Below are 21,505 nucleotides of genomic sequence, written 5' to 3'. Positions count from 1 at the left end.
GCGCACAAGCCGGCGGATTCTGGCGTACCTGTAGGCAACGGCGCAAGGCGTTGTGGCTTTCACGAAGTAACCTGTAGGCCGCTTAAACAGGCGCTGTTGAGTGGTTTTTAATCTGCTGTCATGCCTTGTCAGAGAGCGTTTAATTCCTCGGAGTCGGCAAGACGAATCCTACGAAAATTTGCGGTTGGCCCTCGGAAGTACAGCCCTTACGATCTGACGCGATGCAATGCTCGGCTAACCCAATGAGATTCATATTGCCAATGACGACAGCGGCTCTGGAGGTCATTATGCGAGCCCTCATCGAGTCAAAGCGCAATGTCAATGGACGAATTGGTGATATGTAAAATCTCTGGGCTCGCACCGCAAATCCGCGAGCTGCAAGCGCAGGCCGTTGTAGAAGGCTTCAGGTTCCTCACCCGGTTGATTGCGGAGTGGGAAAGCGGCGCCAATCGATTCGATCAGCAGGGTGAGTGCCTTTTGGGGGTGTTTCGCAACGGGCGGCTGATAGCCGTTGGAGGTCTTTCATCCGATCCATTTTCCGAATCGGGCGTAGGGAGATTACGGCGGGTGTACGTCGCACGTGCATCAAGGGGCCAGAACGTGGGTAAAGCGCTGGTGCAGCAGCTTCTGGATTTGGCGTCCGGACATTTTCGCAGTGTGCGACTGTCCACGGACACCCCCGAGGGCGCTGCCTTTTACCTTCATTGCGGGTTCCGACCGATACACGATGAACATGCGACGCATATGAAGTCATTGGTGAGGGGCATATAGCCAATGCGAAATCACTGATCAAGTGCCTTGCCAGAGGAAATGCACAGCGAAATACGAAAAAAACTGCCCGGTAATTGGCCGTATCAAGCCCATCGGTGCTCTGAAAATCCAAGGACGATTCATTGATGGATCTCAAGAAAAGCTTCTTCAGTTGTCTGATATTCCCCATCGCCCCTGTCGCAGTCATTTATCTGACCTTCGCCCTGTGCAGCGAAATCTGGAAAGAAAGCTTCTACACGCCCGGCGAGGACGGCGGAGAAGTCGAGCCCATGCTGGCTCTCTTTATCATTCCACTCCTGCTGGTCATTGCCGCATTTTTGCTTGCGGGCCTGACAGTGTTGACTCGATGGGTGGCGCGGCGCTTTGAACCCGGGGCCTGGTGGCGGTGGTTGATGGCGATTCCGCGCGTCGTCTTGACGGCCGTTGCGTTGTTTCTGTTTCTGCTTTCGACCGGTTTCCTGATGGGAGATGTGCTCGGTCCATTCAGGCATTGGCCGGTCGCTTGTGCATGGGCAGCCTGCACGGTGACCGTCGGGGCATTTGTGGTTCAGCAACTTTCACGCCTGAAGGAATAGTCCTCAGGCTTCGGACAGGGTTCTGCCGAGCCATCTTCCGCATCCCGCATCGGCTATGTATGATCGGCTTCGGCCCGATGCTGCCCGCCGCTCGCTCCCGCTGGGAAAGGTGAAAGCATCTCCTCCTCATACGAACCCAATCGCCTCTCTTGACGGTCGAGGTTTGGCAATGCGAGCACCAAGGCATCTCGGCTACAGGAGCAGCCATGTTTTCAATCGAGCAAGCCAAGCAAATGGCCAAACAGTTGCGCGCCTCGCTGGAGGAGCGCAATCAGGCGGTGACCCATTCCACCGCGCTGGAACTGGTCGCGCAACAACTGGGCTACAAGGACTGGAACACCGCGTCGGCGATGCTTTCCCAGGCAAGTACGCCGTCCACGCCTGCTGTGACTTTCGACAAACCCATTCCAATTCTGCGCAGTTTCGACGAAGCCAAGGCGCGCGAGTTCTATCTGGATTTCCTCGGGTTCAGCGTCGAGTTCGAGCATCGTTTCGAGGCTGATCTGCCGCTGTACCTGGGCATCAGTCGCGACGGCCTGCAACTGCACCTTTCCGAGCATCACGGCGATGCCAGCCCGGGCTCGACGGTGTTCGTGCCCATGCAAAACATCGAACTGCTCAGGGACGAATTGCAGGGCAAGCGCTACGGGTATGGACGCCCTGATATTGTCCAGCAGGGCTGGGGCAAAGAGCTGCAAGTCTACGATCCGTTCGGCAACCGGATTCGCTTCTGCCAATATTGATCAGGCGCTGCGGGCCGGAGTGACCCGGTCCGCTTTCAACCACCCGGTAATAAGGATGGACACGGTATGACCACGCAGGACATTTCGCTTCAAGACATCGCCGCGCCCGAAGGCGTTTGTTATGGCTGCGGCAGCCAGAACCCGCACGGCCTGCACATCAAGAGCTTCTGGCATGAAGACGGGGTGCATGTCATGGCGCAGCACGTGCCGGATGACAAGTACTGCGGCTGGCCGGGTCTGGTTTACGGTGGTTTGATCGCGATGCTGGTCGATTGCCACTCCAACTGGGCGGCGATGGCTTATCACTACCGGGCAGAGCAACGCGAGGTGGGCAGCTTGCCCCACATCACCTGCGTCACCGGTAACCTGGGCATCAAGTACATCAAGCCCACCCCGATGGGTGTCCCCCTGACACTGCGTGCAAGAGTCGAGGGCGAGGTCGGGCGCAAAAGCCGGGTCATCTGCGAGGTCTTCGCCGGGGATGTCCTGACCGCTGTCGGGGATTCCACTTTTGTCCGTGTCGATACCGAGCAACTCAAGGCCGACGCGCACGAGCGCAAGGTTGATTCCTGAAACCGGGGTTTCCAGGGCTTCATACCGATGCCATCACCCGGTTGCGCCCGCTCTGCTTGGCCAGGTAGAGACGCTCATCGGCCTGTTTCAGTACGCTTTCAGGCGTCAGGGCGTTCGCGCCCTGGCAAGCCACGCCGATGGACATGGTGAGCTTTCCAACCTGCGGCACCTCGGTCTGCGCGATGTGCTCGCGTATCCGTTCGGCAATGGCCCTGGCGGTATCCAGCGGCGTATCCGGAAGGATCAGCGCAAACTCTTCGCCACCGGAGCGGCAGGCGAGGTCGCCGGCCCGCGAGTTCTGTTTGATGATGTCGGCGACCTCTTTGAGTGCCACATCACCGGCGTCATGTCCGAAGGTGTCGTTGACCCTTTTGAAGTGATCGATATCCAGCGCCAGCACCGAATAGGCTTGCCCGTTTTTTGCCAACAAATCCAGAACGCCGCCCATGGCCCTTCGATTGGCCAGGCCGGTCAGGGGATCGCTTTGCGCTTCATGGCTGAGCTGGCCGAGCTTTTGCTGGAGTAGCTGCACACCGCTCAGCATCGCCTGGCGAATGGCTGACGCATCGCGGTACCAGGCATGGACTTGCTGCAATTGTTCCGCCGTTTGCGGTGCGGCCAAGTGGTTGGCGGCCGCCGACAACTGACGCAACGGGCGGGCGATCAATGACGTACCCAGCAAAATCAGGCCGAGACCCAACAGGCCGGCGGGAATCATGCCCAGCACCATATTGCGCATGAGTTGCCCAAGCGGGGCGAGGCTGCGGTCCCTGGGTCGTTGCACGACAACCGCCCAGTTGGCGTCCGGCACCTGGGCAAAACCGGCAAGCATGGGAGTGCCTTTGTAGTTCGGGCCTTCGAGGGAGTCACTTTCGCCGCGCAAGGCCGCATCCACTGTCAGGCTCCAGTCCAGGACCTCACCGATCCGCTTCGGGTCCGGGTGATACAGCAGCCGCCGATTGCCGTCGGCGACGAAGGCAAAGGTCCCTTCATGATGAAAATGACGGCTGATGACCGTATGAAATGCGCTTTGCTTAAGCAGGTAAACGGAGCCGCCGACGACACCGAGGAACTCCCCCGACGGGTTGAAAACCGGTTGTGAAATGAACACCACCAGATTGCCCGCCGTGGAAACGTAAGCCGCGCTGACCGATGGGCGACGTTCCTTGAGTACCTGCTGGATGCCCTCCGAGGACACGTTGGTGCGCACGATCTGCAAGGTATCCGGGTACGCCTGGAGCACCCTGGCATCGGCATCCACAATGGCAATGGAGTTGAAGTCGGAATCCTGGGCTTGCAGGCGAATGGCTTCTTCGCGCAGCACCTGGGGATCGTTCCAGTGTCGGCCAAGCGTATTGGCGCTGTAGTTCAAACGGCTGTGCGCCGAGTGCAGAAACTCACCGATGCTGGAAGCGACCTTGGCTGCGTAGGCTGCGTTGGCCTCGAGCGTCGTATTGATCAGGGACTGACGCTGCACCTGGTAAGCGACGTAGAGGCTGTTGCACAGCGTCGCCAGGACCGATACCAGCACGAAGAAAAGAATCAACCCTCGCAGGTCGATGGGCCAGTGGCGGGATCGCTTCATAACGCCACCCGGTTCGAGGATGGCATGGTCAGGGTGATCAGCGGGGGGCGCAATTTTCGATCCATGAACAGGTGTGTAGTGGTGGGGTGACACTCTTCGAGGTCAGCCGTTGCCACTATCCTGGCCACGACCTGACGCCACCCCTCTGACGCACAAAGGCTGTCTTGCAGGTTAGGCACAGACTGTCGCGTTGTCACATGTCGCCAGCAGAAAACACAACCGGGTCGCAAGCGGCCCGGTGGGGTGCAGCCGGCAATCAGTACTGCGCGCGCAGGCTCAGGGTCAGGGTGCGCGGGTCGCCGTAGAAGTTGGTGCCCCAGGAGGCATCGACGCGGTCGTAGTACTTGCGGTCGAACAGGTTGTTGGCGGTGAGTGTCGACGACAGGTGTTCGTTGAACTTGTAGCCGACCTGCGCCGAGGTAACGGCATAGCCGCCTTGCTGGAACTTCACGTCACGCTGGTAGTAGGTGTCGCTGACCACACGCACGCCACCGGCGACGCTGAAGTCCTTGAGCGCACCGTCGGTGAACTCGTACTTGGTCCACAGGTTGTAGTTGTGCTTGGGCGTGATGGTGCTGAAGGTCTTGCCTTTGTTGGCCTGATCGCCGTCCAGGAACTTGGTGGAGGTGTAGGCGTAACCGGTGACGATGCTCCAGTTGTCGGTCAGGTTGCCGCTCAACTCGGTTTCCCAACCCTGGCTGCGTGCCTTGCCTTCGGTCATGTAGGCACCGGAGGTGTTGTCGTACTCGGCGCGGTTTTCATCGTAGATGCGGAAGGCCGCAACGCTGGCGTTCAGGCGTCCGTCGTAGAATTCGCGCTTGAGGCCGATCTCGTACTGCTTGCCTTCGCGCGGGCCGACCGGCTGGCCGTCCGTGCCGATTTCGCTCTGCGGTTTGAACACGCCGGTATAGCTGAAGTAGGTCGACAGTTCAGGGGTGATCTTGCCGATGATGGCGCCGTACGGCACGACCTTGCGGTTGATGCTGGTGTGGGCCTCGCCGAAGTTGTTGAAGAAGGCGTTGGCGTTCTTCGCGTCGCTTTCGTACCAGGTCACGCGGCTGCCGCCGATGACATCGAGCCAGTCGGTGACGTTGAACTTGGCGCGGGTGTAGACGCCGTACTGATCGGACTTGGACCAGTTGCCGTTGACGTGCGCATAGTCGTTGCGGGGAATGTCGATGCTGCCCGGATCCCACACGTTGATCGGGAAGTACTCGCCGCCGCCATAGGTGAAGTCCTTGTCCAGGTGCTGGTACTCGGCGCCCACGGTGAACTCGTGCCGACGATCGGCGAACTCGAACGGCGTGGTGACGAAGCTGTCGACGCCGATGGTCTTGATGTGGGTGTAGTAGTCGTAGGCCACGGCCCAGCTGTCACCGGTGGCCGGGTCGACCGCGCCGTCGGCCCAGGTGAAGTTACGCTCCGGGGTTTCGGCGTCGCGGTAGGTCAGGGTGGTCTTGAACTGACCGCCGTTGTCCAGTTCGTGGTCGAGTTCGGCGAAGGATTCCCAGACTTTTTCGTTGAGGGTGTTCCACTTGGCATCGACGAAGGTCGAGCGCGGTACGTCGAGCAATGAGCCGTCGGCGTAGGCCGGCAGGCCGAAGGCCGGGGTGGAGTTGTTCTTCTGGTAAGCGCCGCCGACCGACAGGGTGGTGGCCGGGTCGAGGTCGAACTCCAGGCGACCGTAGACCATCGGGCGTTCGTTCTGCGCGTAGTCGACAAAGGACTGGTTGTTCTCGTAGGCGGTGATGAAACGACCGCGCACAGTGCCCTGGTCGTTCAACGGGCCGGTGACGTCCACCGAAGAACGGTAGCGATCGTAGGAGCCTGCGGCCAGTTCGCCACCGAGGGCGAACTTGCTCAGGGCGCGCTTGCGCACCACGTTGATCGTACCGCCGGGTTCGCCAGCGCCCTGGTACAGGCCCGACGGACCGCGCAGTACTTCGATGCGGTCATACATCGCCAGGTCGAAACTGGTGGCCATGTCGCCCTGGCCGGTAGGCTGCGAGACGCCGTCGACCTGCACCTGGTCGACGAGGAAGCCACGCATGTAGACGTCATTGAGGCTGGAGCCGGAGTTGTAGGTCTTGATGGTCACGCCGGTGACCTGACGCATGGCGTCCTGCAGGCTGTTCAGGTTCTGGTCGTCCATGCGCTGGCGCGTGACGACGGACACCGACTGCGGGATGTCCTTGACCTTGATGTTGCCTTTGCCGATGGTCACTTCATCGCTGGTGTAGGAGTGCGTGCCTTCGGTGGTCGGCCCCAGCGCCACGCCGGTGATGGACGTCGCACCCAGTTGCAATGCACTGGAGTCACCGGCCGCTGGCAACAGCGACACGGTGTTGCCATTCAACTGAAAATTGATGCCGCTCCCCAGCAGCAAGGTTTTCAGTGCCTGTTCCGGTTCCATGTTGCCGGACACCGCCGTGGACTTGATGCCGTTGACCATGTCCTGGCTGTAGAGAATCTGCAGGTTGGTCTGCTGGCCCAGTTGGCGCAATGCGCTGGCCAGCGACTGAGCCGGTACATTGACGTTCACCGGGGCTGCCTCGACCTGGGACGTACCCAGCAGCAACAGGGTCAGCAGCGCGCCCGGCACGACCGTTCGGTATTTCTTTTGCCGTTCGATGGCTAACGCCAAGGGTGCGCGGGACAGAGTAAGGCTTTGCATTGCTCGAATCGCTCCAGAATGGTGTGTGCAGTTTTTTAGTTAATGATAATTATTATTAGACGGACCACTTTGGCTAAACCGGAAAACATTCTTCAAAAAACAATGATCTGCGTGCGGCAACGGCACTCAGGCGGTTGCGCGCTCGGTGACGACCCGGCCCGATTCCATGCGTACCAGTTGATCGGCCATGTCGAAATAACGGTCGTCGTGGGAGATGACGATGATGGTTTTGCCCAGGCGTTTGAGGTCAGGCAGCAGCTCGGTGTAGAAGATGCGGCGGAAGGTCGGGTCCTGGTCGGCGGCCCATTCGTCGAACACCAGCACCGGGCGTTCTTCCAGCCAGGCATTGACCAGCGCCAGACGCTTGCGCTGGCCGGTGGACAGGTCGGTGGTGGTGAAGCTGCCGTCCCTGACGCTGACCTTGTGCGCGATCTCCAGCCGTTGCAGGTATTTGTTGGCATCTTCAGGGATGTGCTGGTCGCCCTGGACCACGTCATCGAACAGGTAGTAATCGGCAAAAATCGTGGTGAACAATTGGCGGTAGTCGTCGCGATTGTGCGCATCGATGCCTTGGCCGTTGAGCAGGATTGATCCCTGTTGCGGCGCGTAGAGGCCCAGCAGCAACTTGATCAGGGTGGTCTTGCCGCAGCCGTTTTCGCCGACGATGAAAATGATGTCGCCTTGCTCGATGGCCAGGTTCACCGGGCCCAGGCGAAACGCATCGCTGCCCGGTGCGGCGGGGAAGGCGTAGCTGACGTCGTCCAGTTGCAGGCGGTTGACCACGGTCGGTGGAGTGCCTTTGTCGTTGAGCAGCAGGTGCGGCTCGGGGGAGGAAAACTGGCTGGACAGTTCGGCGATGCGGCGAAAGGCAATGCGCGCCCGGCTGACGATCGGCAAGGTGCTGACCAGATGCTCGATCGGGCCTTTCATATACAGCAGCACCAGCACGAAGCCGCTCATCACCGCCTGGTCGGCGCTGGGCCAGAATGATTGCAGAGCCAGCGCCAGGCCGATGACCACGAAGAACAGCATCGAGCCGAGGGTCTTGGCGATCACGAAGGTGTTGATTGAACGCACCTGGGTGTTACAGATGAAATCGGCAGTGCCCTGGATGCCCTTGACGAACATGCGCTGGCGGCGCGGGCGGTGGATGCGCAACTCTTTGGCGCCGCCGGCAATGGCGTTGTAGTGCTTTTGCAGCTCGTCTTCGGCGTCGCGGGCGGCCATGAAACCCTGGATGCCCTTGCCCTGGGCGTAGAACTGGATGCCGGTGCCGATGGCGATCGCCAGCACCATCATCAGGAACATCGGCCACGACAACATCGCCAGGTAACCCATGCAGCCGAGGGTCACGGTCAGGGAAATCGCCAGCGGCGCGAAGGCGAAGGCAAAGTCGCTGATGGTGTCGACGTCGTGGGTCAGCACCGGGATCAAGCGGTGGCTGCGGTAGCGCTCGATCTGCTCGATGGGCGCCGAAAGGACTTTCTCCCCCAACTCTTTGCGCAGCCTGGCAATGATGTGCTGGCCGACGTAGTTGGTGCCGATGTCCGAGCAGATCGAACTGCCCAGTGCCAGCAGGCACAGGCCGCCGAACAGCGCGACCACGCCTTGGGTCAGGCCATCCGCCGAATGCAGCGCGTTGTTGATGGTGGCCAGCAGCACCGTCACGCTCAGGCCACCTACCATGCCCAAAAGGATCGACAGACTGACGACGAGCCGGAACGGTTTGAGGAGGGTGAACAATTCATGAATTGCACCGCGCGTTGGCTGGGTCATGAGCAGAGGGTTCCTTGGGTCTTGAGGCAGATACCCAGTAGAACGTCTGGTGGAGGGCTTAATTTAAAAGGTGGGCGACAGGTAGCGGGGGCTCGGTCCGCTGACAGGGTACAAGTCAGTGTGGGAGCGAGCCTGCTCGCGAAGGCGGACTATCAGTCCACTTCTACTGCGACAGGCAGACCGCTATCGCGAGCAGGCTCGCTCCCACAGGATGGGGGGGTTAGAGAGTGCGCACGACACGGAAACCGATCCAGTCGCCACGGGTTTGCGGGTCGATGTCATTGCGGTTGCCCGAGCGGGAAAACACCGGCGCTTCGCCCCAGTCGTTGCCACGAATGCGCAGGGTGTCGCAGTTCGGTTCGGTCCAGGCGCTGCCGTCGGTGGGCGCACCGACGTAGTCCGGGTGGTAGCAGTCGGCGATCCACTCGTAGACGTTGCCATGCATGTCGTACATGCCGAAGGCATTCGCCGGATAGCTGCCGACCGGCGAACTGTAGCTGTAGCCATCGACCGGGCCGTAGGTGTTGGCGTGGGTGGCGATGCTGTATTCGGTGCCGGGGTCGAACGGGAAGGGGAACGCTCCCTTTGACCCGGCGCGGGCGGCGTACTCGCGTTGGGCCTCGCTGACGATGTGGTAGTGCTGGCCGGTCTTCATCGACAGCCAGGCGACGTAGGCGCTGACCTCGGCGAAGTTCATGCACACCGCCGGCTGGCGCGGGTCCTGGGGGTAACTCGGTTTGCCATTGGTGCATGCCCGGCCGGGGCGGGTGTCGCCATCGGGCAGGGTGATCCCGGTTTCCTTCATGTATTGGGCCCATTCGCCGGCAGTGATCTGGTAGCGGCTCATGGCGAAGGGTTTGTCGAATGTCACCTCATGCATCGGGCCTTCATCAGGCTCGCGGCCGACCTCGTCGTTCGGGGTGCCCATGGTGAAGGTGCCGGCGGGTAACACGACCATTTCCGGGCAGTTACGGCAATCCTTGAAGACCTTGCCGGGCAATGGCGCGGTGTAGGCCTGGGCGAGGGAGGGCAAGGCGCTGCCGAGCACGGCCAACAGCGCCAAGGTGCCGAATTTTTTCAGGGTGCTTTTCATAATGTCTCTCGCTCAGTCAGACCTGGTTGGCCAGCAGTTCCATCAGGCGGTCGATGTGCGCTTGGGTATTGAGCAACCCCGGCGACACTCGAATGATCGGCCCGACATCACGGTCCACGGCATCACACACCACACGCTGATCCATCAGGTAATTGGCGACTTCCTCGCAGTCCCGGTTCTTGATGCGGAAGAAGGTGAAGCCGGCGGAATACTCCGGCGACAACGGTGTGACCAGTTCCGCCGACGGGTGTGCCTGCAAGCGTTTTTTCAGGTAGCTGTTGATGTCGTGGATGCGTGTCGCGACCTCGGCCTTGCCCAGCTCCAGATGCAATTTGAAGGCTTCGGTCAGCGCCCAGCGGTGTTCGAACGAGTGGTAGCCACCGTAGGTCATCACGGTGGAGAACTGAGTCGCTTCGGAGAAGGTCGGGATGGTCGGGGTCACGTCCTTGAGCTCGTCGGAGCGGGCGCAGATGATCCCGGTACCCCGTGGGCCGAACATCCATTTGTGGGTGCCGGCAATGAAGAAGTCGCAGTGCATGTCCGGGAAGTCGACGTTTTCCACGCCGAAGCCGTGTACGCCATCGATCACGTAGAGGATGCGGTCCTTGTCGGCGCGGCCACGGTTTTTCTCCTCCACCAGTTTGCCGATCTCGCCGATGGGCAGCTTCACGCCGCTGCCGGAATGCACCCAGGTCATGCCCAGCACGCGGGTTTCGGGGCGGATGTTGCGTTCAATCGCGGCCAGCACTTCGGCGGTCGAAACCTTGTACGGGTCTTCGAACAATTTGATCTTGCGAACCTGGGTGCCGTCCTTCTGGGTACGGTATTCGAACACGCTGTTGGCGGCGTAGTGCTCGTGTTCGCTGGTGAGGATTTCCTGGTCCGGGCGCACGTGGATGCCGGCGTAGATCATCGCCAGGCCTTCGGTGGTGCTGCCGGTCAGGGCGATCTGCGACGGCTTGGCCTTCAGGTAACGGCCGGCCCACACCCGCACCTCTTCTTCGCGGCGTTCGGTTTCGCCGCGATGCCAGTCCATGGCCAGGCCCGGGTTGCGATCGAGATTGGCGCGGTGCATCTCGATGGCTTCACGTACAGGCAGCGGGTGCGAGGTCACCAGGAAGTTGGCGAAGTGCAGGTAGTTCGGGTCTTGGGTGAAGAGCTGGCGCAACTGGTCCCATTTGTCCTTGGGCAGTGGTGCGGGGCTGGCGGCCCGTGCTGGCAGGCTCACGGCGGAGGCCAGGGGGATGCCGGCCGCGAGGATGCCGGCCTGCTTGAGGAATGAACGACGGTTGGTCATGGATTCGGTTCGCTTTGGCAAAGGAGAAATCAGTTTTGAACGACAGGCCGGGAGGACTTCTGCACCTGGTCCCAGACCCGCAGGAAGTTGCCGCCCCAGAGCTTGGCGATGTCGGCGTCGCTGTAGCCGCGGCTGATCAGTTCGGCGGTCACGTTGCGGGCCTCGCTGACGTCTTTCCAGCCGTCCAGGCCGCCGCCGTCGTTGAAGTCGGAACTGATGCCGACGTGGTCGATGCCGATTTTTTTCACTGTGTAGTCGATTGCATCGCCGTAGTCCTTGAGGGTGGCCTTGGGTTCTTCGTCGAGGATCGAATAGAGCTGGCTGGCGTACTCGCCGAAGCGCTGTTCGGGCCAGACGGTGATCACCGGGTCGCCGGGCATCAGGGCCATCTCCAGGCCTTGTAGCGGTTGCAGGTCGAAGCGGGCGCGCAGGGCGTTGAGCTTGTCCTGGGTAGCCTGGCTCAGCGGGCGGATGTAGGTGGGGAAGCCGACAATCTGCACCACGCCGCCGCTGCTCTTGATCAGTTGCATTTCCGGGTCGCTGAGGTTGCGCGGGATGTCCACCAGGGCGCGCGGTGCCGAGTGGGAGGCGACCATCGGCGTGCGGCTCAGTTGCGCGACTTGCTCCAGGGCCTTGGTCGACATCTGCGACACATCGATGATCACGCCCAGGTCGTTGAGGCGATGCACCGCTTGCTTGCCGATGTCCGACAGCCCGCCCAGGGCATCCCGGGAATCGTTGAAGAACGGCAGCGGCCGCGACGAGTCGGCCCAGGCGTTGTTGCCCACGTAGCTGAAGCCGAACATGCGCATGCCGCGCGCGGCCCACTTGTCCAGGGCGTTGAGGTCATTGCCCAGCGGGTAGGCGTTGAGCATGCTGATGAACACCGCGAACTTGCCTTCGCCGTGCAGGCGGCGGAAGTCGTCGGGGGTGTAGGCGATGGCCACCTGGTTGGGGAAGTCGCGGACCATGGCGCTGATGATCTTGTAGCGGGTTTCCTGCTCAAAGCGGGCCTCGTCGACGAAACCGGCAGTAGGGCGATGGGGGGCGTTGGGACCGTTCCAGATTTCCGGCCAGCCGAAAATCGTCAGGGCTGCACCGGACAGGCGCCCGCGCCCGGTCTTGACCAGGTCGAACTGGCCTTCGCCGTCCTTGTCGACTTCGTTACCGGCGGTGCCGAAGTCCATGGGTACGGTGATGTGGCTGTCGAACGAGAGGATGCGCTCCTGCAACTGATCGGCCTGTTTCATCACCTTGACCGGGTAGCCGGGGTTGTCCCTGAACCAATAGTCCCAGACCGCGAAGCCTGCCCCCGCGCTGATCGCCAGGGCCAGCGGCAGGCCGATGAAAAGAGCCTTTTTCGAACGTGGTTTTGTCATTGCCGTCTCAGTCAGGTTCGCCGCCCCGGATCAGGTGTGGGGGCCTTTGCTATCTGGGGGGAACGAGTGGCTGGGCGAAAAAATTAGCGCGGCTAATGGCCTCATCGCGAGCAGGCTCGCTCCTACATGGGAATGCGGTCTCCTGTAGGAGTGAGCCCTGCTCGCGATGCTCTTAAATTCTGCGGCACTACAAACGTTCTAGCTTGGATAAAGCCTGCTCCATGGCTGACACAGGTAGGGCAATGACGATTTCTCGACGATGGTTTCTCGCGGGTCTGGCGCTGACCGGTGCCGCCGTGCCTGCGGTGTATTACGGGCATCGCGAACTGACCAGGCCGGACCCGACGATCACCCCCGGCGAAGCCTCGTTCGAGGTGGCGGATGTTGCCGGCCAACGCTTGGCGGATACCTTGCGCGGGGTCTGGCAGATTCGTTTCGAAGGTCGTGACGCCGGCATCGAAGGCTTGCCGCTCGAAGGCCTGGAGGTGTTCCTCGACATCGGCCACAAGGGGCGCGGCTTCAGTGGTTATCTCGACACCGCCGAGCGCTTGCGCTCCACCGAAGAGCCCCGTTACCGGGTGCTCGGCGATCTGTCCGGGGCCAACCCGAAGCAGCTGGGTTGGCGACTGCTGGGCGCCAACGGCTGTTGCGATTACGAATTCGACATGACCCTGGACGAGGTCTGGGCAGGATTCGGTAACGCCGGCAGTGGCAGCCTCAGTGGGCGGGTGCTGGATCTGAATCGGCCACTGATGCTGACGGCCCAGGACAATCGATTCATTGCCGTCAAACGGGTATTCCCTGAAGCCCGCGAGCGCGCCGGCCTCAATCCGACCCTGCTCGCCTGGCTGGTATCACCGGAGCACCGATTGTTCCACCAGCTCTGGCATGCCTCACGGGACAAGTGGCACAAGCTGTCCGAAGACCAGCGCGGCGCCTTGCGCGGGCTCGGCTGGCAGCCTGGCCCTCGGGACAGGGAGCGCGATGCCCGTGGCGAGCGCAAGGATCGCAACGGCTCGGGCGTGGACTTTTTCTTCATGCACCGGCACATGCTCGGCACCGCGCGCTCGATGCAGCACCTGCCGTCCTGGACGCACTTCCCGTTGCCGCAACCGGAGCTGGCGCGGGACCGGCTCGGCTTTGCGCGTTACTTCGACAATCACGACGGCACTGCGCTGCCGCCGACCTGGCTGGCCGAGGACGATGACGAGTACACGCAATGGGTCAGTGACATCAAGACCGGCGAGACGTACCACAGCAATTTCCAGGTATGGGAATCCCGCTACCGCGACCCGCGTTACCTGTCGACGCTGACCCTCGGCCAGTTCGGCTCGGAGGTCGAGCTGGGCCTGCACGACTGGCTGCACATGCGCTGGGCGTCGGTGCCGCGAGATCCGTCCAACGGTCAGCCGGTGCCGTTCGCCCGGGATCCGGCGGACTTTTCCGCACGCTGGTTTGCACCGGAAAACGACTTTCTCGGCGACCCGTTTTCTTCCCATGTGAGCCCGGTGTTCTGGCATTTCCACGGCTGGATCGATGATCGCCTGGAAGACTGGTTCCGCGCCCACGAGCGTTTTCATCCGGGGCAGGTCAGTCGGCTGCAGGTCAACGGCGTGCAATGGTTCGCGCCAGGGCGCTGGGTCGAGATCAATGACCCCTGGCTCGGGCCGATCACCCATGGCTGTAGCACCACGCCGGGATTGCAGGCGGGCAAGTCAGTGGAAATGGACCCGGAAACCATGAAGCTTGCGCTGCGCATTACCTTTGGCGAGGACGAGAAAAAACTGGCGGGGCTGTTCCGCAAAGTGCCGCAGCGGCCGTGGTATGCGCGCAATCTGAAGGCTAAGCAGAGCCAGGCTTGATACCGCGTTATCGTTCAATCGCGAGCAAGCTCGCTCCCACAGTTGATCTTGGTCGTACACAGCGTTTGTGTTCGCTGAAGATCCACTGTGGGAGCGGGCTTGCTCGCGAAGGCGTCCTGACAGGCAATGTTGATGTTGGATATGCCGGCCCCTTCGCGAGCAGGCTCGCTCCCACCTTTGATCCTGGTCGCACACAGATTTTGTGTTCACTGAAAATCCCCTGTGGGAGCGAGCCTGCTCGCGAAGGCGTACTCACTAACGACAAAGATTACAAAACCTGCCACCCACCCCCAAGCGCCTTGTACAACGCAATACTCGCCTGCATCCGCGACAACCGCAGCTGCACGTTCAAATCCTGCGCCGCATACAGCGTGCGCTGGGTTTCCAGCACCGTCAGCAAATCCTCGGCCCCGGCCTGGTAGCGGCTTTGCGCGATACTGAACGCGGTCTGCGCCTGGCTCAGTTCTTCACTCTGCCACCCGCGCTGTTCATCCAGCCCGCGAATGCTGTTGAGGGCTTTTTCGACGTCGGCGAAGCCGTTGATGATCGCCCCGCGATAAGTCTCCAGCAGTTCTTCCTGGCGCGCCGTGGCCTTGTCGCGCTGGGCGCCGAGGCGGCCGTTGTTGAACACCGGTGCGAGCAGCCCGGCGGTGAGGTTGTAGAAGGGGCTGCGCAGGATATCGTCGGCCCGGTCGGCGCCGGAGCCGATTTCGGCGGTGAGGGTCACGGTCGGCAGCATCGCGGCCCGGGCGACGGTGACGTCGGCCTGGGCCGCTGCCAGTTGCGCCTCGGCCCGGGCAATGTCCGGGCGGCGGCTGAGCAACTGGCTGGGTACCCCGGCGTCAATCGCAGGCCAGGTCAGTTGATCGAAGCGTTCCTGACCCAACGACAGCGCCTGAACCGGGCGGCCGAGCAGGGCGGCGAGACTGATCCGTGCCTCCTCGGCCTGTTGTTGCACCAGCGGCAGCTGGCGTTGCTGCGCCGCCACCAGGCTTTTTTGCTGTGCCAGTTCCAGGGCCGTGGCCGAACCCGAATCGAAACGGGTCTGCACCAGTTTCAACACGCTTTGGGCATTGGCCAGATTCAATTCGGCGATGCGGCTCTGCTCCTGCAACGACAAGGCTTGCGCGTAGCCGTTGGCCACACCGCTGAGCAACGTCAACTCCACCGTGGCCTGATCGAACTCGCTGGCTTGCAGACTGAATTGTGCGCTGTCGCGGCTGGCCCGTTGGCCACCCCAGAAATCGATTTCATAGCTGGCAACCAGGTTCGCCGTGAGGTAGTCGACGGCGTCGTTATCGCTGTCGGCATCGAGCTGACTGTAGCCGTTGCCGCGCAGCAGCTTCTGGCGATTGGCGTTGACTCCGGCCTTGACCTCGGGCAGTTGCGAGCCGCCGGCAATCACCGTGTCGGCCTGGGCCTGGCGCACTCTCGCGATGGCCGCGGCCAGGTCATAACTGCCGAGCCGCGCCTGTTCGATCAGGCGACCCAGTTGCGGGCTGCCGAAGCGGTTCCACCATTGCTGGTTGTCATGGACGGCGCCGGCGGTGTGCGGCGATTGCCAGGCGGCCGGCGGCTGGATGCCGCTATCGGGACGCTGGGCCGGAGTGCCGCAGGCACTGAGCAACAGGCACAGGGTTAACACACTGAGTGGCGGCTTCATCAATCGATCATTCACTGGTAAGGGCTGTGACCGGGTCGAGTCGGGCAGCCTTGCGGGCCGGCATGTAGCCGAAAACGACACCGGTGACCAGGGCGCAGCCGAAGGCGCCCAGCACCGCTATCAGGGAGAACGCGACAGCGACTTCGCTGAAAATCAGCACGCCACCGACGATCAGTGCCAGGGCGATCCCGGTGAGGCCGCCCACCACCGAGAGCATCACCGCTTCGGTGAGGAACTGGCGCAGGATGTCGCGCTGGCGGGCACCGGTGGCCATGCGGATACCGATCTCGCGAGTCCGCTCGCGCACGGTCATGAGCATGATGTTCATCACGCCGATCCCGCCCACCAGCAGCGAAATCGCCGCAATCGAGCCGAGCATCAGCGACAGGGTGTTTTGCGTGCGCGCCTCGGCCTGGATCATCGCCGCGTTGTTGGTCAGTTCGAAATCGTGCTTGCCGTCGTGCAGGCGCAGCATCAGTTGCTCGATGGCTTTTTCGGTTTCCTTGACCTTGCGCGCATCGGTGGCGGCGATGGCGATGTACTCGGGATTGTGGGTGCCGAACAGCCGAACGCTGGCGGCGGAGTAGGGGATGGCGATGCGGTCGTCGCTGTCGGAGTCGCCGGAGCTGGCGCCTTTTTCCGCGAGCACGCCGACCACCTGGAAGGGTACGTTTTCGATCAGGATGTACTGGCCGATCGGGTTGGCCACGTCCTTGAGCAGTTTGGTCCGCACCTTGTGCCCGATCACCGCGACCGCCGCGGCGTTCTGTTCATCGGCGTGGGTGAAGTAGCTGCCTTCGACCACCGGCCAATTGAAAATGGCCGGGAAGTTGGTGTCGTTGCCACCGACGTAGCTCAAGTGATCGAGGTTGCCAAAGCGCACCCCGGCCTCCTGGCCGTTGACCGGCATGATCCGCATCACCTGGGGCAAGCTGGCAATCGCGGCGACCTCATCGAGGGTGACGATGCCCATGGGTGTGCGCGGGTTGGGCGCCGAACCGCTGAGGTAGATGATGTTGGAACCGAACGCGCCCATCTGCGCCATCACCTGGCGCTTGCTGCCTTCGCCGACGGCCAGCATCACCACCACCGAAGCCACGCCTATGATGATCCCGAGCAGGGTCAGTGCGGTGCGGAACTTGTTGATCCACATCACTCGCCACGCCGCGTGCACGGCATCGACCAATTCGCCTTTCCAGGCGCCGGTGGCTTCGGCGCCTTCGCTCAGGCGCCTGCGCAAATCGACGGCTTGCAGGGCGCCGGGATTGGCCGAGTTTTGCGCGGCGGGATTGTCCCGGGCGCTGTCGCTGATGATCTCGCCGTCGCGAATTTCGATGATGCGTTTGGCCCTGGCCGCCACTTCGCGGTCGTGCGTGATGAGGATCACCACGTGGCCCTGGCTCGCCAGTTCGTCGAGCAGGGTCATGACCTCGCCGCCGCTGTGGCTGTCGAGGGCGCCGGTGGGTTCGTCGGCCAAGATGATGTGGCCGCCATTCATCAACGCGCGGGCAATCGACACCCGTTGCTGTTGCCCACCGGAGAGTTGATGGGGGCGGTTGCCGGTGCGCGACGCCAGGCCGAGGCGGTCGAGCAGGGCGGCGGCGCGGGCGTGGCGTTCGGCGGCGGGTAAGCCTGCGTAGATCGCCGGCATCTCAACGTTTTCCTGGGCCGAACCGGATGGAATCAGGTGGTAGCCCTGGAACACAAACCCGAAGGCTTCACGCCGCAGCCAGGCCAGTTCGTCACTGTCCAGCGCCGCGACGTTTTCCCCGGCGAAGCGGTATTCGCCCGAGGTCGGGCGGTCGAGGCAGCCGAGGATGTTCATCAGCGTCGATTTGCCGGAGCCGGAAGCGCCGACGATCGCCACGAACTCCCCGGCATGGATCGACAGGTCGATGCCACGCAGCACGTGGACTTCAGGCGCGTCGCCACCGCCGTAGGCTTTGCGGATGTCCGAAAGGTCGATCAGGGGCGTGTGCATTCAGCCGCCACTCCCGTCGACCGGGCCGATCAGCAGGTGATCGCCTTCTTGCAGGCCGTCGAGGATCTGCACCCGCAGGCGGTCGCTGATACCGGTGCGCACATTGCGCTGCTCGATGCTGCCATTGCTGGCGACCACTTGCGCGGTCTGCCGGTCTGTCTGCGTGCCGGCCTGCAGGGCGGCGATGGGTGCGGTGAGTACGTTCTGCGCCTGATTGGCGACGAAAAATACCTGGGTGGTCATTTCCGCCATCAAGGCGTTGTCGGCGTTGTCGACGTCCAGCAACACGGTGTACAGCACCACGCGGGCACTCCCGCTTTTGCTGGCGCTGGCGGGGCTGCCGCCGCCCTGGCTGGTCTGGTCCAGTGGCTTGGGCGGGACGGGGAGGATTTGCCGCACGGTGCTGGTCCAGCGCCGGCTGCCACCGCTCAGGGTGGTGAACCAGGCGTGCATGCCGGGTTTGACGTGGCCGATGTCGGCCTCCGAGACCTCGGCCCACACGGTCATCGGCGACAGCTTGGCGATGCGCAGGATCAGCGGCGTTTGCTGCTGGGCATTGAGGGTCTGGCCTTCGCGAGCATCCAGCGCGACCACGGTGCCGGCCATCGGCGCATAAATCCGCGTGTAGCCGAGCTCCGCCTGGTCGCTGCGCAGGCTGGCTTCGGCCTGGCGGATCTGCGCCTGGAACATGTCGACCCGTGCCTGGGTGGCGCGGAGTTCGGCCTGGGCGGTCTGCACGTCTTCTTCACGGGTGGCGCCGCCGGCGGCAAGGTTCTGTTGACGCTGGTATTTCTGCCGGGCCAGGTCGTGCTGCGCCCGCTGTTCCTGCAGCTGCGCCTTGAGATTTTCGACGGAGAAGCGCCCGGCATCGAGTTTGGCCTGTTGCGTGGACGGGTCGATTTCCACCAGCAACTGGCCCTCCTTGACCACGTCGCCGACCTCCACGTGGATCTTGTGGATCTGCCCGGACGCCTGGGCGCCGACGTCGACATAACGCCGCGGTTGCAAGGTGCCCAATGCCGTGACGCTGCTTTCAATGTCGGCGCGGCTGACCTGGACGGTGGCGAACCCGTCGCGGCCCGGCGGGATGAACTGCCAGGCGGCGACGGCAACCACGGGGATCAGACAAAGTGCTGCAAGCAGGGCGCGTCGGGTCTGTCGGGAGCGTTTCATTCGGGGTTCCGGCCAAAGGATATCGGCCCGTCGTTGAGCGGCGCAGAGACGGGAAGCTGTCCTGTAGACGTTGAACGGAGCAGAGAATTTAGCCGACAACACAAACCCTGTAGGAGCGAGCCTGCTCGCGATGGCCGCGAGGACGACGCGTTAAATCAGAAAGTGCGCATCATCGTTCACGACCATCGCGAGCAGGCTCGCTCCTACAGGGATCGAGACAATTTATCGGGCAAGTTGAAGCAGTACTTTAAATCTATATGAGAATTACTATAAATTACGCGTCTCGAACTGCCACTATCGTGCCACTGTGTGATTCAGCGGTCGCCGAACCGGCTCAAGGACAGAAACCGCACCCCCGTGCGGACGGGAGTCATGTTGGAAAACTACTATCGCGAACTGGTGTGTTTCCTGAACGCCAGGCTGGGCAACCGTCAGGTGGCCGAAGATGTGGTGCATGACGCTTATCTGCGGGTCCTGGAGCGCTCCAGTGATACGCCGATCGAGCAGCCCCGGGCATTCCTTTATCGCACCGCCCTCAACCTGGTTATCGATGACCATCGACGCAACACCCTGCGTCAGGCCGAACCTCTGGACGTGCTCGATAATGAGGAGCGCTATTTCACTCCTTCGCCGCAAAACGTGCTTGATCATGGCCAGCGCCTGGACATGCTCCAGCGGGCCTTGGCGGAGTTGCCGAGGCTGTGCCGCGAGAGTTTCCTGCTGCGCAAGATCGAAGGCCTGTCCCATCCGCAGATTGCCGAACAACTGGGCATTTCCCGGGCAATGGTCGAGAAGCACATAGTCAATGCCATGAAGCATTGCCGTATACGCATGCGACAGTGGGACGCCCAGTGATCCTGCGCGGTTAAATTTTTTTTCACGGTCCTCGTTCCTACTCAACAGACGACCTGTTGTGCGGCCCTTGGCGGGTCAGGTCACTTAGGTTCAATGCCCCGTCTTTGAGGGGAACATCCAGAGGACACTGGAAATGACACAGGCAATTGCTTCGCCCCTCGTTCACGACCTGATCGGCGTCGGTTTCGGCCCGTCGAACCTGGCACTGGCCATCGCGCTGCAAGAGCGCGGGGCGAGCCAGGGCAACCTGGATGTGCTGTTTCTCGACAAGCAGGCCGACTACCGCTGGCACGGCAACACCCTGGTGACCCAGAGCGAGTTGCAGATTTCCTTCCTCAAGGACCTGGTGACCCTGCGCAATCCGACCAGCCCTTACTCGTTCGTCAATTACCTCAAGGCCCACGGGCGCCTGGTGGACTTCATCAACCTGGGCACCTTCTATCCGTGCCGCATGGAGTACAACGACTACCTGCGCTGGGTCGCCGGGCAGTTCACCGCGCAAAGCCGCTACGGCGAAGAAGTGCTGACCATCGAGCCGGTGCTGCACAACCATCAGGTCGAGGCGTTGCGGGTGATTTCCCGCGATGCGACCGGACATCAACAGGTGCGCACCACCCGTTCGGTGGTGGTCAGCGCCGGTGGCACGCCACGTATTCCCGAGGTGTTCAAGGCGCTCAAGGATGACGGTCGGGTGTTCCACCATTCCCAGTACCTGGCGCAGATGGCCAAGCAGCCGTGTGTGGACAACCAGCCGATGAGCATTGCGATCATCGGTGGCGGGCAGAGCGCGGCAGAAGCTTTCATCGACCTGAACGACAGCTTCCCATCGGTGCAGGTGGACATGATCCTGCGCGGCTCGGCACTCAAGCCGGCCGACGACAGCCCCTTCGTCAACGAAGTGTTCTCGCCGGAGTTCACCGACCTGGTGTTCCAGCAGCCAGACAGCGAGCGCGAGCGACTGGTGAACGAGTACCACAACACCAACTACTCGGTGGTGGACATCGATCTGATCGAGCGCATCTACGGCATCTTCTATCGGCAGAAGGTCTCGGGCATCGCCCGTCATGCGTTCCACACCCTGACCACAATCGAAAAAGCCACGGCCAACGAACGGGGTATCGAACTGGTGTTGCGCAACAATGCCACCGGCGAAATCTCGGTGTGTCACTACGACGCCGTGGTGCTGGCCACCGGCTACGAGCGGCAGATGCACCGCAAGCTGCTGGCACCGCTGGAAGAGTACCTGGGCGATTTCGAGGTCGATCGCAACTACAAACTGATCACCGATGAACGCTGCAAGGCCGGCCTCTACATGCAGGGCTTTTGCCAGGCCAGCCATGGGCTGAGCGACACCTTGCTGTCGATCCTGCCGATTCGTGCCGATGAGATTGCCGGCTCGTTGTATGAGCATGGCAAGCATCGCGGGCATGGGCGGTCGGTGGTGGATTTGTTGTTGGCGACGGCGAGCTGAGATTTGCTGCGTCTGTAAGGCCGCCATCGCGAGC

The 21,505-nt window shown here is 62.0% G+C and carries 16 protein-coding genes; 7 read left to right on the top strand and 9 right to left on the bottom strand.

Going from position 1 to position 21,505, the window contains the following annotated elements:
• Window positions 1-315: 315 nt before the first annotated feature.
• The 4 genes from WHX55_RS22050 (at window position 316) to WHX55_RS22035 (ending at window position 2,662) form a co-directional block, all read left to right on the top strand.
• On the top strand, window positions 316-771 hold the full coding sequence (locus WHX55_RS22050; protein ID WP_150753205.1) for a GNAT family N-acetyltransferase: 456 nt from the start codon (window positions 316-318) through the stop codon (window positions 769-771).
• Window positions 772-896: 125 nt separating this feature from the next.
• On the top strand, window positions 897-1,346 hold the full coding sequence (locus tag WHX55_RS22045; protein ID WP_150753204.1) for a hypothetical protein: 450 nt from the start codon (window positions 897-899) through the stop codon (window positions 1,344-1,346).
• Window positions 1,347-1,552: 206 nt separating this feature from the next.
• Window positions 1,553-2,089, top strand: coding sequence for a glyoxalase superfamily protein (locus tag WHX55_RS22040; RefSeq protein ID WP_008049764.1), 537 nt, complete (start codon window positions 1,553-1,555; stop codon window positions 2,087-2,089).
• A 66-nt stretch (window positions 2,090-2,155) separates the two neighbouring features.
• Window positions 2,156-2,662, top strand: coding sequence for a PaaI family thioesterase (locus tag WHX55_RS22035; RefSeq protein WP_353741319.1), 507 nt, complete (start codon window positions 2,156-2,158; stop codon window positions 2,660-2,662).
• 19 nt (window positions 2,663-2,681) lie between these two features.
• Here WHX55_RS22035 and WHX55_RS22030 read toward each other — a convergent pair whose 3' ends face one another.
• The 6 genes from WHX55_RS22030 to pvdM form a co-directional block, all read right to left on the bottom strand.
• Window positions 2,682-4,247, bottom strand: coding sequence for a sensor domain-containing diguanylate cyclase (locus tag WHX55_RS22030; RefSeq protein ID WP_191625001.1), 1,566 nt, complete (start codon window positions 4,245-4,247; stop codon window positions 2,682-2,684).
• Window positions 4,248-4,503: 256 nt separating this feature from the next.
• On the bottom strand, window positions 4,504-6,921 hold the full coding sequence (locus WHX55_RS22025; protein ID WP_150753202.1) for a TonB-dependent receptor: 2,418 nt from the start codon (window positions 6,919-6,921) through the stop codon (window positions 4,504-4,506).
• A gap of 126 nt (window positions 6,922-7,047) precedes the next feature.
• A complete protein-coding gene (locus WHX55_RS22020; protein WP_353741318.1) occupies window positions 7,048-8,697 on the bottom strand; it encodes a cyclic peptide export ABC transporter in 1,650 nt (549 codons plus the stop codon).
• A gap of 220 nt (window positions 8,698-8,917) precedes the next feature.
• Complete coding sequence (locus WHX55_RS22015; RefSeq protein WP_353741317.1) at window positions 8,918-9,790, bottom strand: formylglycine-generating enzyme family protein; 873 nt, start codon at window positions 9,788-9,790, stop codon at window positions 8,918-8,920.
• Window positions 9,791-9,806: 16 nt separating this feature from the next.
• Entirely contained in the window at window positions 9,807-11,087 is a 1,281-nt protein-coding gene (locus WHX55_RS22010) for an aminotransferase class V-fold PLP-dependent enzyme (RefSeq protein WP_353741316.1), read from the bottom strand.
• Between the two features lie 29 nt (window positions 11,088-11,116).
• On the bottom strand, window positions 11,117-12,466 hold the full coding sequence (gene pvdM / locus WHX55_RS22005) for a pyoverdine-tailoring dipeptidase-like protein PvdM (protein WP_353741315.1): 1,350 nt from the start codon (window positions 12,464-12,466) through the stop codon (window positions 11,117-11,119).
• Window positions 12,467-12,708: 242 nt separating this feature from the next.
• On the opposite strand from pvdM, the gene WHX55_RS22000 reads away from it, so the two are divergent.
• A complete protein-coding gene (locus WHX55_RS22000) occupies window positions 12,709-14,328 on the top strand; it encodes a PvdJ/PvdD/PvdP-like protein (protein WP_353741314.1) in 1,620 nt (539 codons plus the stop codon).
• 268 nt (window positions 14,329-14,596) lie between these two features.
• Here the strand turns inward: WHX55_RS22000 and WHX55_RS21995 are convergent, their stop codons facing one another.
• The 3 genes from WHX55_RS21995 to WHX55_RS21985 are packed head-to-tail and all read right to left on the bottom strand — an operon-like array spanning window position 14,597 to window position 19,145.
• On the bottom strand, window positions 14,597-15,991 hold the full coding sequence (locus WHX55_RS21995; protein ID WP_353741313.1) for an efflux transporter outer membrane subunit: 1,395 nt from the start codon (window positions 15,989-15,991) through the stop codon (window positions 14,597-14,599).
• 7 nt (window positions 15,992-15,998) lie between these two features.
• A complete protein-coding gene (locus WHX55_RS21990) occupies window positions 15,999-17,972 on the bottom strand; it encodes a MacB family efflux pump subunit (protein WP_353741312.1) in 1,974 nt (657 codons plus the stop codon).
• Window positions 17,973-19,145: an efflux RND transporter periplasmic adaptor subunit gene (locus WHX55_RS21985; protein ID WP_353741311.1), complete on the bottom strand. Its 1,173-nt coding sequence runs from the start codon at window positions 19,143-19,145 to the stop codon at window positions 17,973-17,975. It lies immediately after the preceding gene.
• A 372-nt stretch (window positions 19,146-19,517) separates the two neighbouring features.
• Here WHX55_RS21985 and WHX55_RS21980 point away from each other — a divergent pair, with 372 nt between their 5' ends.
• Window positions 19,518-20,000, top strand: a complete 483-nt coding sequence (locus WHX55_RS21980; RefSeq protein ID WP_150753194.1) for a sigma-70 family RNA polymerase sigma factor — start codon at window positions 19,518-19,520, stop codon at window positions 19,998-20,000.
• 133 nt (window positions 20,001-20,133) lie between these two features.
• Window positions 20,134-21,471, top strand: coding sequence for a SidA/IucD/PvdA family monooxygenase (locus tag WHX55_RS21975; RefSeq protein ID WP_353741310.1), 1,338 nt, complete (start codon window positions 20,134-20,136; stop codon window positions 21,469-21,471).
• Window positions 21,472-21,505: the final 34 nt, after the last annotated feature.

Origin of the sequence: Pseudomonas fluorescens (assembly GCF_040448305.1) — a bacterium.
GTDB lineage: Bacteria > Pseudomonadota > Gammaproteobacteria > Pseudomonadales > Pseudomonadaceae > Aquipseudomonas > Aquipseudomonas fluorescens_BH.
The sequence above is the reverse complement of the archived record's forward strand: the minus strand, read 5'-3'. Positions and strand labels throughout refer to the sequence as shown.